General features: G+C 70.4%; 13 protein-coding genes, 1 tRNA gene, 1 other RNA gene and 2 pseudogenes. 4 read left to right on the plus strand and 13 right to left on the minus strand.

Features of this window, described 5'->3' with window-relative positions; genetic code table 11:
• The first annotated feature begins 211 nt into the window (after positions 1 to 211).
• The gene (locus ACIA6B_RS25550; RefSeq protein WP_396777041.1) at positions 212 to 460 is read left to right on the plus strand and encodes a hypothetical protein; all 249 of its coding nucleotides are present in this window, start codon (positions 212 to 214) and stop codon (positions 458 to 460) included.
• A 165-nt stretch (positions 461 to 625) separates the two neighbouring features.
• Here the strand turns inward: ACIA6B_RS25550 and ACIA6B_RS25555 are convergent, their stop codons facing one another.
• Complete coding sequence (locus tag ACIA6B_RS25555) at positions 626 to 1585, minus strand: proline dehydrogenase family protein (protein WP_396777043.1); 960 nt, start codon at positions 1583 to 1585, stop codon at positions 626 to 628.
• 137 nt (positions 1586 to 1722) lie between these two features.
• Between ACIA6B_RS25555 and ACIA6B_RS25560 the strand changes: the two genes are divergently transcribed.
• On the plus strand, positions 1723 to 2709 hold the full coding sequence (locus tag ACIA6B_RS25560; protein WP_396777044.1) for a GlxA family transcriptional regulator: 987 nt from the start codon (positions 1723 to 1725) through the stop codon (positions 2707 to 2709).
• 82 nt (positions 2710 to 2791) lie between these two features.
• Here the strand turns inward: ACIA6B_RS25560 and ACIA6B_RS25565 are convergent.
• From ACIA6B_RS25565 to ACIA6B_RS25580, 4 genes and pseudogenes are all read right to left on the minus strand, one after another.
• Positions 2792 to 2978: pseudogene (locus ACIA6B_RS25565) on the minus strand (IS5/IS1182 family transposase); the annotation flags it as partial.
• Positions 2979 to 3028: 50 nt separating this feature from the next.
• Positions 3029 to 3160: pseudogene (locus tag ACIA6B_RS25570) on the minus strand (Arm DNA-binding domain-containing protein); the annotation flags it as partial.
• A 115-nt stretch (positions 3161 to 3275) separates the two neighbouring features.
• Positions 3276 to 3348, minus strand: a tRNA-Ala gene (locus tag ACIA6B_RS25575).
• 87 nt (positions 3349 to 3435) lie between these two features.
• On the minus strand, positions 3436 to 4026 hold the full coding sequence (locus ACIA6B_RS25580; protein ID WP_107157788.1) for a YqgE/AlgH family protein: 591 nt from the start codon (positions 4024 to 4026) through the stop codon (positions 3436 to 3438).
• Between the two features lie 149 nt (positions 4027 to 4175).
• Here ACIA6B_RS25580 and ACIA6B_RS25585 point away from each other — a divergent pair, with 149 nt between their 5' ends.
• Positions 4176 to 4976 (plus strand): S-methyl-5'-thioadenosine phosphorylase, encoded by an 801-nt coding sequence (locus ACIA6B_RS25585; RefSeq protein WP_396777045.1) that lies wholly within the window; start codon positions 4176 to 4178, stop codon positions 4974 to 4976.
• Between the two features lie 110 nt (positions 4977 to 5086).
• Positions 5087 to 6682, plus strand: coding sequence for a benzoylformate decarboxylase (gene mdlC / locus ACIA6B_RS25590; protein ID WP_396777046.1), 1596 nt, complete (start codon positions 5087 to 5089; stop codon positions 6680 to 6682).
• Positions 6683 to 6685: 3 nt separating this feature from the next.
• On the opposite strand, the gene ACIA6B_RS25595 is transcribed toward mdlC, so the two are convergent.
• The 8 genes from ACIA6B_RS25595 to pruA all read right to left on the minus strand — a co-directional run bounded on the left by ACIA6B_RS25595 (position 6686) and on the right by pruA (position 14487).
• A complete protein-coding gene (locus ACIA6B_RS25595; protein ID WP_396777048.1) occupies positions 6686 to 7636 on the minus strand; it encodes a hypothetical protein in 951 nt (316 codons plus the stop codon).
• A gap of 553 nt (positions 7637 to 8189) precedes the next feature.
• Positions 8190 to 8565, minus strand: a transfer-messenger RNA (tmRNA) gene (ssrA, locus tag ACIA6B_RS25600).
• Positions 8566 to 8669: 104 nt separating this feature from the next.
• A complete protein-coding gene (smpB, locus tag ACIA6B_RS25605; protein ID WP_107157789.1) occupies positions 8670 to 9149 on the minus strand; it encodes an SsrA-binding protein SmpB in 480 nt (159 codons plus the stop codon).
• 133 nt (positions 9150 to 9282) lie between these two features.
• Positions 9283 to 10158 carry a permease-like cell division protein FtsX gene (ftsX, locus tag ACIA6B_RS25610; protein WP_281943960.1) on the minus strand — a complete coding sequence of 292 codons (876 nt, stop codon included), beginning with the start codon at positions 10156 to 10158 and terminating at the stop codon, positions 9283 to 9285.
• A 67-nt stretch (positions 10159 to 10225) separates the two neighbouring features.
• Positions 10226 to 10906, minus strand: coding sequence for a cell division ATP-binding protein FtsE (gene ftsE, locus ACIA6B_RS25615; protein WP_013284225.1), 681 nt, complete (start codon positions 10904 to 10906; stop codon positions 10226 to 10228).
• A 118-nt stretch (positions 10907 to 11024) separates the two neighbouring features.
• Positions 11025 to 12146: a peptide chain release factor 2 gene (gene prfB / locus ACIA6B_RS25620; RefSeq protein WP_107157709.1), complete on the minus strand. Its 1122-nt coding sequence runs from the start codon at positions 12144 to 12146 to the stop codon at positions 11025 to 11027.
• Positions 12147 to 12191: 45 nt separating this feature from the next.
• Entirely contained in the window at positions 12192 to 12707 is a 516-nt protein-coding gene (locus ACIA6B_RS25625) for a PadR family transcriptional regulator (RefSeq protein ID WP_396777051.1), read from the minus strand.
• Between the two features lie 151 nt (positions 12708 to 12858).
• Positions 12859 to 14487, minus strand: a complete 1629-nt coding sequence (gene pruA / locus ACIA6B_RS25630; RefSeq protein WP_396777053.1) for an L-glutamate gamma-semialdehyde dehydrogenase — start codon at positions 14485 to 14487, stop codon at positions 12859 to 12861.
• Between the last annotated feature and the right edge of the window lie 403 nt (positions 14488 to 14890).

The following is a 14890-nucleotide window of genomic DNA, read 5'->3' on the forward strand; positions in this document are numbered from 1 at the left end:
GAGGCGTACGCCGACGGCGGCGGTGATCCGACGCCGACACTGCGCCTCGGGCGTGGGCAGTTGTGGACCGGCGCCGGCGGTGCGGGCCCGCAGGTCCGGCCGGGACAGCCAGCCGACCGCGCGCAGCACCGCGACGGCCAGCGACGGCCGTTCGCCGGCGATGCCCTGGACCTCGGGCAGCCCGGGTGCGAGGACCGCCAGGCCGGGCAGGGTGGCCGGCGAACGGATCGGGGCGACACCGCGCCAGCGGCGCGTACCGCCGAGGTCCGGGGCCCGGCTCGCCGCCGCCGAGCGGCTGCTCGCCGATGGAATGCCCGCCCCGGCGGTCGACGCGGCCGCCCGGCAACTCGCGATGGCCGCCACGTCGGCGGCCGGCTGGGGTGACGCAGTGCAGCCGGAGCTGAGCTGGCGCGCCGCTTGGGGCCTGCGCATGTACGCCTGCTGGGCCGACCTGGCCTGATCTGGGCGGCAGGGCGCGCCGGTGCTTGGCGCGCCGAGTGAATTCCAGTCTCGCTTCAGATCAGGATCTGATCATTTTGCCGGCGCGGAGGAAGGCTGATGGTGCCGTGGTGGATGTAGTCGTGGTTCTCGCTGGCTGGAATGGTGCCGGCAGTGGCTTGAAGGTCTAGGAGGCAGCGTCGACCACGGCTTGAAGGAGGCGTTGGGGGTCTTCGGCCAGCCGGTTGCAGACGTAGAGCCACCATTCGGTGCCGAAGACAACGTATTCGCGGGTGGGGTGACCGCGCTCAGCCATGGCGTCGAGACGATCAGGTCCGAGTCCGAGAAGTGTCTCGAACTCCCATGCGGCGTCCTTGTGTCTGCGGCCGTCGAGATGGTTGTCGATGTGGCGGAGCAGTTCCCAGTCGTGGGTGGCGATGGAGCACAGATGGCCGGAGTCGATCAGCTGTCGTGCGTAGGTGAGGTACGCCGCGGTCAGGGCGGGTGCTTCCCGTGGATACGCGATGTCCTCGGGCTCGAGGAAGGCACCTTTGACGAGGCGGATGCGGCCCGGAAGCGCGAGAAGCTTCGGCAGGTCTTCGGCGGTTCGGTGCAGGCGCGCCTGGACCGTGATGCCCACATGCTCGAACCGTTCACAGAGGGCTCGGTGGATGGCCAGGACGGCATCGGTTCGGTCCGAGCCCTCGGCCGAGATGATCATCTCCCGGTTGTTGTCTCTGGTGGCCTGCGCGATGCGGGAAGCGTTCGCAAGGACGAGTTCCTCATCGACCGCCAGACCGATATGCGACAAGTCGAGCGAGATCGAACAGCCGGGCGGCAGCAACCGCGCGGCCTCGGCGAATACGTCGGCCTCTGCCGTTGCTCGCTGCGCGTCGCGGCAACTTTCTCCCAAGTACTCCACGTTCACGCGGTGACCACGGGCAAGGATTTGCTGCGCGCGGTCGACAGCGTCAGGCAGGCTTTCGCCCGCCACGAAGCGGCTGGCGATCTTGCGAGCTAGGGGGCCCAGCAGTGGATCTTCAGGAACTCGCCATTTCAGATCTTCGTTCAATGCCAGCTTGCGCAGAACCTGGGCGGCTTCGGACGAAAGCGCGTCGCTATCAGTGGAGCGAAGCGGCGTGGTCATCGAGCACCTCACTGCCTGTGACGTGGGTTGGACGGGTGTGTCTGCGAGTGTTCCACCGTCGAACACCCATCAGAAGTGGCAGGACTGACGGTTACACTGAAATTCCTGCCACGCCTCACACCCCGAGGAGCTGTCCTATGCTTCGCGACGTAGCCGTCCTGGCCCTCGAAGGCAGCCATGCCTTCGAGTTGGGCGTGTTCTGCGAGGTCTTCGGGATCGACCGAACCGACGATGGGCTGCCCGCCTACGACTTCGCCGTTGTTTCAGCCACAGGGGGCAGCGTGCGCACCAGGCATGGCTTCGACGTGCAGACGTCTCACGGCCTCGATCGGCTTTCCTCCGCGGATCTCGTCTGCGTACCGGCCTACGATCTGCGAGTGCCACAGCCACGGCGACTTGCCGAGGAGGTGCGCGCCGCGATCGATCGAGGTGCGCGTGTCTTGAGCATCTGCACCGGTGCGTTTCTTCTAGGCGACGCAGGTGTCCTGGACGGGCGCCGCTGCACCACTCACTGGCGCTATGCCGAGGATCTCGCGAGACGCTACCCCCGCGCGCGAGTCGAGTCGGACGTGCTGTATGTCGACGAGGAGGCCGTGATCACGGGGGCAGGGACGGCCGCCGGCGTCGACACCTGCCTTCACCTGGTCCGCAAGGAACACGGCAGCGCGGTCGCGAACACCATCGCCCGCCGCATGGTCGCGCCCCCACACCGGGAGGGTGGCCAGCGCCAGTACCGTGAACGGCCACAGCCATCCGAACGCACGGGATCCCTGGGCCCTGCACTGGAATGGATCGAAGCCAACCTCGATCAGGATCTAACGGTCGAAGCGATGGCGTGGCACGCCAATCTGTCCCCGCGTACTTTCGCCCGCCGCTTCCAGCAGGAGACCGGGACCACTCCGGTGCAATGGCTGACCGGGCAGCGTGTCCTGCTCGCCCAGCACTACCTGGAGAGCACCGACGACCCCATTCCGGCCATCGCCCGACGCGCCGGCTTCGGTAGTGTCGACAACCTCCGTCACCACTTCGCCCAACGTGTAGGGACCACCCCACAGGGCTACCGACGCGCGTTCCGCGTCCCTGCCAACACGAGTGCCCTTCGACAGGAGGTACTCAACCAGTAGCGCGGCCACTGCTGAAGCCGCGTCTCCCCCCATGCCTCTGAAAGAGGCGTCTGATTCACGTACTTTGCGGGTGATGGTGCCTTCAGTTATATCGCCAGGTTGGGGTGGTTTCGTTGGTGATGCGTTTGGTGAGGTTGTCGATCATCGCGATGTGGATCATGCTGGCGGAGTTGTCGGGTAGAGGCTCGCAGTCACAGGCCAAGCGCCGGGAGCATGATCCAGCCGAGTGTGCGTTCGACGACCTACCTGCGTTTGACCACCGAGAACCCTCAGACGGCGGGATGATGTACTTGATCACGGATTGGGTGCGGGCTTCTCGCTCTGCCCGCTCAGCCAGCTTCTCGGTCTTGAAGCCTCGCCTGCGCATCTGACGGCGCTTGCCGGCACGCCCTTTGGGAAGGTCGATGGTGAACTCCCACGACCTGCGTTTGGTGTCGTAGTTAACCGACATGGTGAACCTCCGCGGTCACAAGTACCGTTCGGAGGTTCAAACGTCACTGGTCTTTGTGACCACGGGCGTGACTCAAGATCATCGCCCGTGGTCACTACCACCAGGTCAAACCCGGTGGAGCCGAGGGGACTCGAACCCCTGACCCCCACACTGCCAGTGTGGTGCGCTACCAGCTGCGCCACGGCCCCTTGCGGTCGTCCCCGGTCGCCCGGGCACGGGAAGAACTATACACACGCCGCCCGCCATGGTCATCTCGCGGGGTCCCCCCGGGCGGGTCAGTTGAGCGCCACGTCCGGCGGGAAGTGGGCCACCGCCGCCATCATGCCGCCCTGCCGGCGCAGCACCATCGGCCAGAGATCGTCCGGCCGGTCGACGAAGGCGTCACCGGGCAGCGCGTCGAGCACGAACCAGGACCCCTCCTCGATCTCCCGCTCCAACTGACCGGCGCCCCAGCCGGAGTAGCCGGCGAAGACCCGGATACCGCCGACCGCGTCGCGCAGCTTCTCCGGGTCGACCGAGAGGTCGATGGTGCCGACCGCGCCGGAGACCCGGTGGAAGCCCTTGACCGGTTGGACCGGGTGGCGCATCCGGGCCAGGCAGATGGCCGAGTCGGGTTGAACCGGGCCGCCCTCGAAGAGCACCGCCGGCTCGCGGGCCAGGTCGCTCCAGTCACCGAGCACATCGGCCACCGGGACCTCGGTGGCCCGGTTCAGCACCACGCCGAGCGCGCCGCCGGGCTCGTGGGCGACCAGCAGCACGACCGTACGGTCGAAGTTCGGGTCCTTGAGCACGGGTGTCGCGACCAGCAGCCGTCCGGTCATCGACTCCATGGCTCGGCCACCGATCGCCTGCCCCTCACCCTGCATGTCCGACACCCGTCAGCCGTGCGCCCGTGCGGGCCCTCCGTCGTCGACCGTCCACGCTGTCAACGCCATGTCACGCACCATAGCTTGCGTCCCGCCCGCTGGCTAAGGTCTGACCGTCGGGTGATCGCGACGGATCGAGGGAGGACCGGATGGCGGCGCAGGCGGAACTGGCGGTGATCGGCGGGTCGGGTCTCTACGCCCTGCTCGACGGCGTGGAGCACGTGGTGGACACCCCGTACGGCGCGCCGTCGGACCCGATCACGGTCGCCGAGGTGGGCGGCCGGCGGGTGGCGTTCCTGCCGCGACACGGTCGGGACCACCGGCACCCCCCACACCTGATCCCCTATCGGGCCAACCTGTGGGCGTTGCGCTCCCTGGGCGTACGCCAGGTGCTGGCGCCCTGTGCGGTCGGCGGGCTCCGGCCGGAGCTGGGTCCGGGCACGTTCGTGGTGCCGGACCAGCTCATCGACCGCACCAGCGGGCGCGCGCAGACCTACTACGACCAGGGGGCGGTGCACGTCTCGTTCGCCGATCCGTACTGCCCGGCCGGGCGGCGGACGCTGCTGGACGCGGCGGCCCGGCGGGACGTGCCGGCGGTGGACGGCGGGACGGTGGTGGTGGTCGAGGGCCCGCGTTTCTCCTCCCGTGCGGAGTCTCGCTGGTTCACCTCGATGGGCGGCGCGGTGGTCAACATGACCGGGCATCCGGAGGCGGTACTGGCCCGCGAGTTGGCCCTCTGCTACTCGTCCATCGCGCTTGTCACCGACCTGGACGCGGGCGTCGAGGCGGGCGAGTCGGTCACCCAGGAGGAGGTGTTCCGGGTCTTCGCGGAGAACACCGACCGGTTGCGGGAGCTGCTGCTGGACGCGGTCGCCGCGCTGCCCACCACGCGGGACTGCCCCTGCGGGAGCACGCTGGACGGCATCACGCTGCCGTTCCCGCTGCCCTGAGCCGGGGCGAAGCGCCCGAAAAGCCGCGCCCGGCCCGCTAGATTCGGTGGGTCGGGGCTGTGCACCGGGCCGTCTCCGACGCTCTCGGCCAGGGACGGAGGCAGCCGGCGATGGCGACGGTGCGCGAGGCGACCCACGACCTGCTGCGCGCGCTCGGGTTGACCACCGTCTTCGGCAACCCCGGCTCCACCGAGGAACCGTTCCTCGCCGGCTTCCCGGCCGACTTCCACTACGTGCACGCGCTCCAGGAGGCGTCCGCGGTCGCCATGGCCGACGGCTACGCGCAGGGCACCGGGCGGCCCGCGCACGTCAACCTGCACACCGCGCCGGGCACCGGCAACGGCATGGGCAACCTGGTCACCGCCTGGCACAACCGGACCCCGCTGATCGTCAGCGCCGGCCAGCAGACCCGCGAGATGCTGCTGATCGAGCCGCGCCTGGCCAGCCCCCGGGCGGTCGAGCTGGCCCAGCCGTACGTCAAGTGGGCGCACGAGCCGGCCCGCGCGCAGGACGTCCCGGCGGCGTTCATGCGGGCGTACGCCACGGCGGCGCAGCCGCCCACCGGGCCGGTCTTCCTGTCCCTGCCGATGGACGACTGGGACCGGCCCGCCGACCCGCCGCCGCCGGTGCGGACCGTGGCCACCCGGATCGGGCCGGACCCCGACCGGCTGCGCGGCTTCGCCACCATGCTGGCCACCGCCCGCGCCCCGGTGCTGGTGCTGGGCGCGGCCGTGGACCGGGCCGACGCCTGGCCGGAGGCGGTCGCGCTGGCCGAACGGCTGGCCACCCCGGTCTGGGCCGCCCCGGCACCGGAACGGGCCGTCTTCCCCGAGGACCACCCGCAGTTCCGGGGCGTGCTGCCGTACGCGATCGGGCCGCTGTCGGCGGCACTGCGCGGCCACGACGTGGTGCTGGTGGTGGGTGCCCCGGTGTTCCGCTACTACCCGCACGTGCCGGGCGACTACCTGCCCGGCGACGCCCGGCTGCTGCACGTCACCGACGACCCGGACGAGGCGGGCCGGGCCCCGGTCGGGGAGAGCCTGCTCGGCGACGCCAAGCTGGTGCTGGCCGCGCTGCGGGAGCTGCTCCCGCCGGCCGACCGGCCCGCGCCGCCGCCCCGGGACCCGCCCGCCCCGCCCGAGCCGGCCGAGCCGCCCAGCGCGGACGCGCTCTTCGCGGCGCTGGCCGCCGCCTGGCCGACGGACGGGGTGCTGGTGCAGGAGTCACCGTCCAACCTGGCCGCACTGCGCCGCCGGCTGCGGATCGACCGGCCGCGGTCGTACTTCACCATGGCCAGCGGCGGGCTGGGGTTCGGGCTGCCGGCGGCGGTGGGCCTGGCACTGGCCGAGCGGGACACCGGGCGGGGCCGGCCGGTGGTCGCGGTGATCGGTGACGGCTCGGTCCACTACTCGGTGCAGGCGTTGTGGACCGCGGCGCGGCTGGGCCTGGCACTGCCCGTCGTGGTCCCGGTCAACCAGCAGTACGCGATCCTGAAGGCGTTCGCCGAGCTGAAGCACACCCCGGGCGTACCGGCGCTTGACCTGCCCGGACTGGACCTCACGGCGGTGGCCCGCGGCTACGGCTGCGCGGCCGAGGTGGTGGCGTCGCCGGACGCGCTCGGCCCGGCGCTGGCCCGGGCGTTGGTCGCGGACCGGCCCACGGTGCTGCCGGCGCCGATCAGCACCGAGGTGCCCCGGATCCTGTGACCCTCACCCGCCGGTGCGGACGATCAGCGGCGCGCCGCTGCCGACGTCCAGCACCGTACGGTCGCCCAGCGGGGCGGCGAGCGTGACGCTGACCGGCTTCATCGCGAGTTGCATGGTGCAGGGGCCGGTGGCGGGGACCACGGCGGCGCCGACCACCACCACGTCCGGTCCTTCCCGCACCAGCGGGGTCGGCGCGCCGTCGCAGGCGCCGACGCCGACCAGGTAGTCGAGCCGGTCGGCCGTCACCGTCCGCAGCTCCTGCGCGGCGACCAGGCCGGCCGGCAGTGGGCCGGTGTCCGCCGCGCCGCCGGGCACCGTGCCGACCGCGCGCGGCGCGACCGCCAGCCGGGCCACCGGCGCGGCCAGTTCCGCCACGGTGAACAGCCAGGCCGGCACGTCGGCCCGGCCCCGACTGGTCCACACCGGCGCGCTGCCCAGCCGCACCGAGGTGACGGTGAGCGGGATGCACGGGGTCGGCGCGGTGGTCGACACCGGGTCGTCCGGGCCCGGCGCGGCGGTGGCGTCGGACGGCTGCGGTCCACGAGGGCGACCGTCGCAGGGCGGCGGATCACCCCGGTCCAGTTGGGCGTACGCGTCGGCGGCGCTGACCAGCGGCACCCGCAGCACGCCGTCGGGAAAGCGGATCGAGCCCTGCGGCGGAACGGCGGTCGGCATCGCGATCTGATCCCGGTACCAGCCGGCGGCGAACGCCACCTTGGTCTCCTCGGTGAAGTCCGCATCGCCGGTGAGCACGGTGGCGTCCTGGAGCGGGACGTATCCGTCGCGCCACCGCGGATCGGGCTGCCACCGCGCGGCCACCTCGTCGGCCCGCTTGGTGAACGCGGGGCGCTGGTCCGGGTCGGCGGGTGGCGGCGCGCCCGACCCGACGCCGGGCGCGGCGCATCCGGAGAGGACCAGCAGCGGCAGCCCGAGCAGGGCGATCGATCGGCGCATACGGATCAGACGCCGATCCCCCACCTCCGGTTCCCAGCTCCCCACCCGTGCCCACCCCCGCGCGCCCATACATCCCCAACACCTCAGGGGTCTCAATCGCCGCGCCCCTCACACAGCCCTCAAGCGCCGCGCCCCCACGCGCCGCGCCGCCCACGCCGCGCCGCCCACGCCGCGCCGCCATGCGCCGCGCCCGCCGCCACGCGGCCGTCCCATGCGCCTCTTTCACGGAAAGAGTGGCCTTCGGGACCCAGTTAGCCACTATTTCCGTGAAACAGGGCGCCGGGGGCGTCGCGCCCCCTGGGCACGGGGGCGTCGCACCCAGGGGGCGGGGGCGTCGCGGCCCAGCTTGCGGGGGCGTCGTGCCCCTGGGCGCGGGGGGCATTGCCCCTGGGCGCGGGGGCATTGCGCCCGGGGCGCGGGGGCATTGCGCCCCGGGGCGCGGGGGTTGGCGTTCGGGCGGGGACGTCGCGGCCCCGAGGGGCGAGGACGTCACGTTCGGGGGCGGGGACGACTGTGCGCCCCGGTCCGGTGGACCGGGGCGCACAGGTCAAGGTGGTGGAGGTGCCGGGAATCGAACCCGGGTCCTTCGCCGGTTTGTCAGGGCTTCTCCGAGCGCAGCTCGCTGTGCCTCTACTCGGCCCCACCGCTCACGCGAGCAAGTTGGTGTGACGGGCCCAGTCGCTGATTGATCTCGCCGCACGGACCCCGCGACCGGGTCCGATTGGCCAGCCTTCTAGCTGATGCCGGCTAACTGGGTCGAAGGCGCTCCCAGGCCGACAGACTTGCTACTCGCCTCAGGCGGCGAGAGCGAAGTCAGCGCGATTGTTCTTGGCGCTTATTGGTTTCCGACGACCGATTCTCGAGACGACGTCGGCTTCCTCGGCTCGCTTCCCCTGTCGCTGCGTACGAAGTCGAAACCAGTCACCCCCTCGACAGGCCACCGACGTGGTGGCACTGACAAGCCTAACGCCTCCCGCAACGGGTTTCATCCCGAGCCCCGGTCGGACGCGCCGAACCGGACCAACGTGATGAATCAGTCGTCCATGCCCTTGCCGCGCCGGCCCGCCGCCCGCTGGATCTCCCGGTCGGCGTCCCGCTTGGCCAGATCCTGCCGCTTGTCGTACGACTTCTTACCCTTGGCCAGGGCGATCTCGACCTTGGCCCAGCCGTCCGAGAAGTAGACCTGCAACGGGACCATGGTGAGGCCGCCCTCGCGAGTCTTGCCGATCAGCCGGTCGATCTCCAACCGGTTGAGCAGCAGCTTGCGGGTCCGCCGGGGCTCGTGGTTGGTCCAGGTGCCCTGCGTGTACTCCGGGATGTGCATGCCGTGCAGGTACAGCTCGCCGTCGCGCTCCTGGGCGAACGCGTCGACAAGCGACGCCCGACCGGCCCGCAGCGACTTCACCTCGGTGCCGGTCAACGCCATGCCCGCCTCGTACGTGTCGAGGATGGCGTAGTCGTGCCGCGCCTTCTTGTTGGAGGCGACCACCTTGCGACCCTTTTCCCGTGGCATCGGCGCCACCCCCTTTCCGCCGGCTCCCCGGCCGGCGGCCGACGAGCGAAGATCATGCTACCGGAACCACAAGAGCCCTCCCGCGCCGTTTATTCCGGCACGGGAGGGCCCTTTCGGAGAGCCGTACGGGTAACTAGACCCGCAGGTAGAAGCGGAGCGTGACCCACGCGGTGATGGCGCTGACCAGGCCACCGACGGCGGCCATCAGCGGGAAGGTCAGGAAGATCTCGGACCAGGAGATCGGAGTGATCAGGCCCTCCAGCGCCGCCATCGAGCTGCCGGCCGCGAGTGTCTTCACGCCGATCAGCGCGAGCAGGCCGAGGATGGAGCCGATCAGGCCGGCCACCACCGCCTCCAGCACGAACGGCGCCTGGATGAACCAGTTCGAGGCGCCGACCAGCTTCATGACCGCGACCTCACGGCGCTTGCTGTACGCGGCCACCTGGATGGTGTTCGCGACCAGCAGCAGGGCGGCGGCGGCCATCACGATGGCCAGCGCCAACGCGCCGTTCTGGATGCCGGTGAGCACCCCGAAGACCTTGTCGAGCAGCTTGGACTGGTCGACGATCGTGTCGATGCCCTCGGCGGCCTTGTACTGGTCGTAGATCTGCTTGTACTGCTGCGGGTCGTTCAGCGTGATCCGGAACGACTCGGGCAGCTGGTCGGCCTTGACCGCGTTCACCAGGTCGGGCGCGTCGGCGTACATCTGCTGGAAGCGCTTGTACGCCTCGTCCTTGTTGACGTACGTGACGTCCTTCACCAGCGGGTCGGCCTTGAGCTTGGTCTCCAGGTCGGTCCGCTGCTGCTCCTGGACGTCGGTCTTCAGGAAGATCGACACCTGGACGTTCTCGTAGTAGAGATCCTTCATGTCGCCGACCTTCTGGTACAGAAGGCCGCTGCCGCCCAGCATGAACAGCGACACCGCCATGGTGATGATCATGGCGACCGTCATGGTGACGTTGCGCCACAGTCCGACCAGTACCTCGGACAGGACGTACTTCATCCGCATCGGGATATTCCTCCGGCTCTCCGGCGTGAGGTGTTCGTCGTCGGGGTCTTCGGGCTGCCTTGTCGGCTCAGCCGTAGACGCCGCGGGCCTGGTCGCGCACGATGCGGCCGCTCTCGATCTCGATCACCCGGCGCCGCATCTGGTTCACGATGTTGGAGTCGTGCGTGACCATCACGACGGTCGTGCCGGTGCGGTTGATCCGGTCCAGCAGGCGCATGATCTCGATCGAGGTGTCCGGGTCCAGGTTTCCGGTGGGCTCGTCGGCCAGCAGGATCAGCGGCCGGTTCACGAACGCCCGGGCCACCGCCACGCGCTGCTGCTCACCACCGGAGAGCTCGTGCGGGTAGCGGTGCTCCTTGCCGCCGAGACCGACCAGCTCCAGCACCTCCGGTACGACCCGACGGGCGACCGCCTTCGTCTTGCCGATCACCTCCAGCGCGAACGCCACGTTCTCGTACGCGGTGCGGTTCGGCAGCAGCCGGAAGTCCTGGAAGACGCAGCCGATGGAACGCCGGAAGTGGGGTCGCTTCCAGGAACGCATCGACGTGACGTCCTTGCCGTTGACGACGACGCGACCCTTGTTGGGCGTGACCTCGTGCAGCAGCAACTTGATGATGGTGGACTTGCCGGAGCCGGATGGACCGATGAAGAAGACGAACTCGCCCTTCTCGATCGAGACGGACACGTTGTCGAGCGAAGGCCGGGACGCCTTCGGGTACGTCTTCGTCACTTGCTCAAGCTGAATCACGGGTCGAGAGTCTACGCGGTGTAACCGCAGAGCCAAGCCCCACGCCCCTCAGATGCGGTGCGAGTCATCGATTCGCCGGGTCAGACCGAGATCGATGACGCGCTGCGTCCGAGGGTGATCACGCACTGTCAGCAGTGAGCTGCTGCTGCTTCCGCCAGCGGATACCCGCTTCGATGAAGCTGTCCAGCTCGCCGTCGAAGACCGCGGACGGATTGCCCGTCTCCTGCTCGGTACGCAGATCCTTCACCATCTGATACGGGTGCAGGACGTACGACCGCATCTGGTCGCCCCACGAGCCGGCGGCGTCGGTCTTCAGGCCGGCCATCTTGGCCTGCTCCTCCTGCCGCTTGCGCTCCAGCAGCCGGGCCTGGAGCACCCGCAGCGCGGACGCCTTGTTCTGGAGCTGGGACTTCTCGTTCTGGCAGGTGACCACGATGCCGGTCGGGATGTGGGTGATCCGGACCGCCGAGTCGGTGGTGTTGACGCTCTGCCCACCCGGGCCGGAGGACCGGTAGACGTCGATCCGCATCTCGTTCTCGGGGATGTCGATGTGGTCGGTCTGCTCCACCACGGGCAGCACCTCGACGCCGGCGAAGCTGGTCTGCCGGCGACCCTGGTTGTCGAACGGGCTGATCCGCACCAGCCGGTGGGTGCCGGACTCCACGCTGAGCGTGCCGAAGGCGTAGGGCACCTTCACCGTGAAGGTGGCCGACTTCAGGCCCGCCTCCTCGGCGTAGGACGTCTCGTAGACCTCGGTCGGGTAGCCGTGGCGCTCCGCCCAGCGCAGGTACATCCGCAGCAGCATCTCGGCGAAGTCCGCGGCGTCCACGCCACCGGCCCCGGCCCGGATGGCGACCAGCGCCTCCCGGGAGTCGTACTCGCCGGAGAGCAGCGTGCGGACCTCCATCTCCTGGATGGCCTTGGTCAGCCCGGTGATCTCCGACTCGACCTCGGTCAGCGCGGCCGGGTCGGACTCCGCCTGGGCCAGCTCCAGCAGCACGCCGGCGTCGTCGAGCCGGGAGCGCAGGTCCCCCAGTTTGGTGATCTCGCCGTTGACGTACGACAGCTGCGACGTCACCGCCTGCGCCTTGGCCTGGTCGTCCCACAGGTCGGGCGCGGAGGCCTCCTGCTCCAGGCGGGCCTTCTGCTCGCGCAGCTTGTCGAGGTCGAGCACGGCCTCGATGTTGCGCAGCGTGGCGTCGAGTTCCTTGAGCTGTTCGGCATAATCGGCAGCGGTCACGACAGACAAGACTACTGCCTTCGCTGGTCGACCCGCCGCAGGTGGTCAGCCGGCCGGCGCGCTCTTCAGCCAGGACAGCGCCGCCCGATGGTAGGCGACCGCGAACTCCAGCGCGCTGGCGTCGTAGCCGTCGCCCTCCTTCTTCGCGTTCTTGACCTGCTCGCGCACCGCCGCCAGCGCCTCGGTGTGGTACTCGTTGGCCGAGGCGTACAGGTTCTTGAGCTGGCTCGCCGAGTGCAGATTGCCGAACGCGATCCGCAGCGCCACCGGGTTGCGGATGGTGTCCTTGCCGGGATTCTCCGCGAGCCAGCGGGAGAATGTCCGTTTCCCGGCCGCCGTGAGCGCGTACGGCTGGCTCATCCGCGGCCCGGGCTTGCCGAGACGCACCAGACCCTTCTCGGCCAGCACCGGCAGCTCCCGGTAGACCTGGCTACGGGTCATCGACCAGTACGGCGCCAGCCGGCGCTCGGCGGCGGCCATCAACTGGCCGCCAGTCATCGGGCCGTCGTGCAGCAGGCCGAGCAGGGCCGCCGCCGTCGGGTTGACTCCGGATTCCGCCATGCCCTCTAAGCTGCCACTTTGTCGGCTCTGGCGTCCAGGATTTGCCGTTTTCGCCACTCGTAGGCGGTCCAGAGTGCACCGTCGACCGACGACAGTAGGGCGGGGCCCCTTCTCAACAGACGTCTGTTGAGAAGGGGCCCCGCCTTACACCTCAGCCCATGTGCGGGTAGGTGTGGTCGGTCGGCGGGACGAACGTCTCCTTGATCGTCCGGGGCGACGTCCAGCGGACCAGGTTGTGCCAGGAGCCCGCCTTGTCGTTGGTGCCGCTGGCCCGCGCGCCGCCGAACGGCTGCTGCCCGACCACCGCGCCGGTCGGCTTGTCGTTGATGTAGAAGTTGCCGGCCGCGTACCGCATCTTCTCCGCCACCTGGTCGACCACCCGGCGGTCGGTCGCGAAGATCGACCCGGTCAGCGCGTACGGCGCGATCGACTCGGCCTGGGCGACCACGTCGTCGAACCGGGCGTCGTCGAAGACGTGTACGCCCAGGATCGGCCCGAAGTACTCGGTGGTGAACGTCTCGTGCGCGGCGTCCGAGCACTCGAAGAGCGTGGGCCGGACGAAGTATCCGACCGAGTCGTCGGCGGTGCCGCCGGCCAGCACGCGGCAGCTGTCGTCGCCCTTGATCAGCTCCAGCGCGGCGGTGTGCCGGCCGAACGCCCGGTCGTCGATGACCGCGCCGCCGAAGTTGCTGAAGTCGGTCACGTCGCCGTACGTCAGCGCGTCCGCGGAGGCGGCGAGCCGGTCCCGCAGCCCGCCCTCCCAGAGCGAGCGCGGCACGTACGCCCGCGAGGCGGCCGAGCACTTCTGGCCCTGGTACTCGTAGGCGCCCCGGAGCAGCGCGGTGTGCAGCGCGTCCACGTCGGCGCTGGTGTGCGCCACCACGAAGTCCTTCCCGCCGGTCTCGCCGACCAGTCGCGGGTAACCCCGGTAGCGGGCGATGTTCTCGCCGACCGTGCGCCAGAGCTGCTGGAAGACCTTGGTGGAGCCGGTGAAGTGGATGCCGGCCAGGTCGGGGTCGGCGAGCACCACGTCGGAGACCTCCTCGCCGCGCCCGGTGACCATGTTGATCACACCGGGCGGCAGGCCGGCGGCCTCGAACAGCCGCATGGTGAAGTGCGCGGCGAACTGCTGGGTCGGGCCCGGCTTCCAGACCACGGTGTTGCCGAGCATGGCCGGCGCGGACGGCAGGTTGCCGGCGATGGCGGTGAAGTTGAACGGCGTGACCGCGTAGACGAAGCCCTCCAGCGGCCGATGGTCGAAGCGGTTCCACACGCCCGGCGAGGACATCGGCTGCTCGGCCAGGAGCCGACGGGCGAAGTGGACGTTGAACCGGAGGAAGTCGATCAGCTCGCAGGCGGCGTCGATCTCGGCCTGGACGGCGGTCTTGGACTGGCCCAGCATGGTGGCCGCGTTGAGCGTGTCCCGCCAGGGGCCGGCCAGCAGGTCGGCGGCGCGCAGGAAGATCGCGGCCCGCTCCTCGAACGGCAGGGCCCGCCACATCGGGGCGGCGTCCTTGGCCGCCTGGACGGCGGCGCGGGCGTCGTCGTGGGTGGCGTGCCCGGTGACGCCCAGCACGTGCGCGTGCTTGTGCGGCTGGACCACGTCGATCGACTCGCCGCCGGCCATCCGCTGCTCGCCGGCGATGGTCATCGGCAGCTCGATCCGCTCGGCGGCCAGCTCGGCCAGCCGCCGCTGGAGCCGCTCCCGGTCGGCGCTGCCGGGCTCGTAGGTGTGGACCGGCTCGTTGCGCGGCTCGGGGACGGAGAACACGGCGTCCATCACAGGCTCCTGTGCGATCTCGACGGCGATGGCGAAACCGGACCCGCGGGCACCGGCCGGGCGGCCGGGTGCCGGACACCACGCGGCGGACCGGTCGCGGCGGCGGGACCTGCGCCGATTCTGTCACGCGACGTTCCCGTCGGCCCGGGCTCCCCGGGTGCGGGCGGGGAGATCGGACGCACCCGCCCTCTCCGGACCATCGGCAGGAGTGCCTCCCACCCGACGAAACGTCAGAATAGAGAGCTTCGAATCGACGATTCGTCAGAGCCTTGTCGGGCCGGACGGGGGCAGCTCCGTCGTCAGCGCCGGGCGGTCGGCCACCGCGGCGGGGCCGCCGGAGCGGCGTCGCGGGACGCGTACGCTGGATGGCCGGTGACCCGCCCGGCCCGCGCGGGGCGATCCG

The sequence above is a fragment of the Micromonospora sp. NPDC051141 genome (assembly GCF_044455765.1).
GTDB lineage: Bacteria > Actinomycetota > Actinomycetes > Mycobacteriales > Micromonosporaceae > Micromonospora.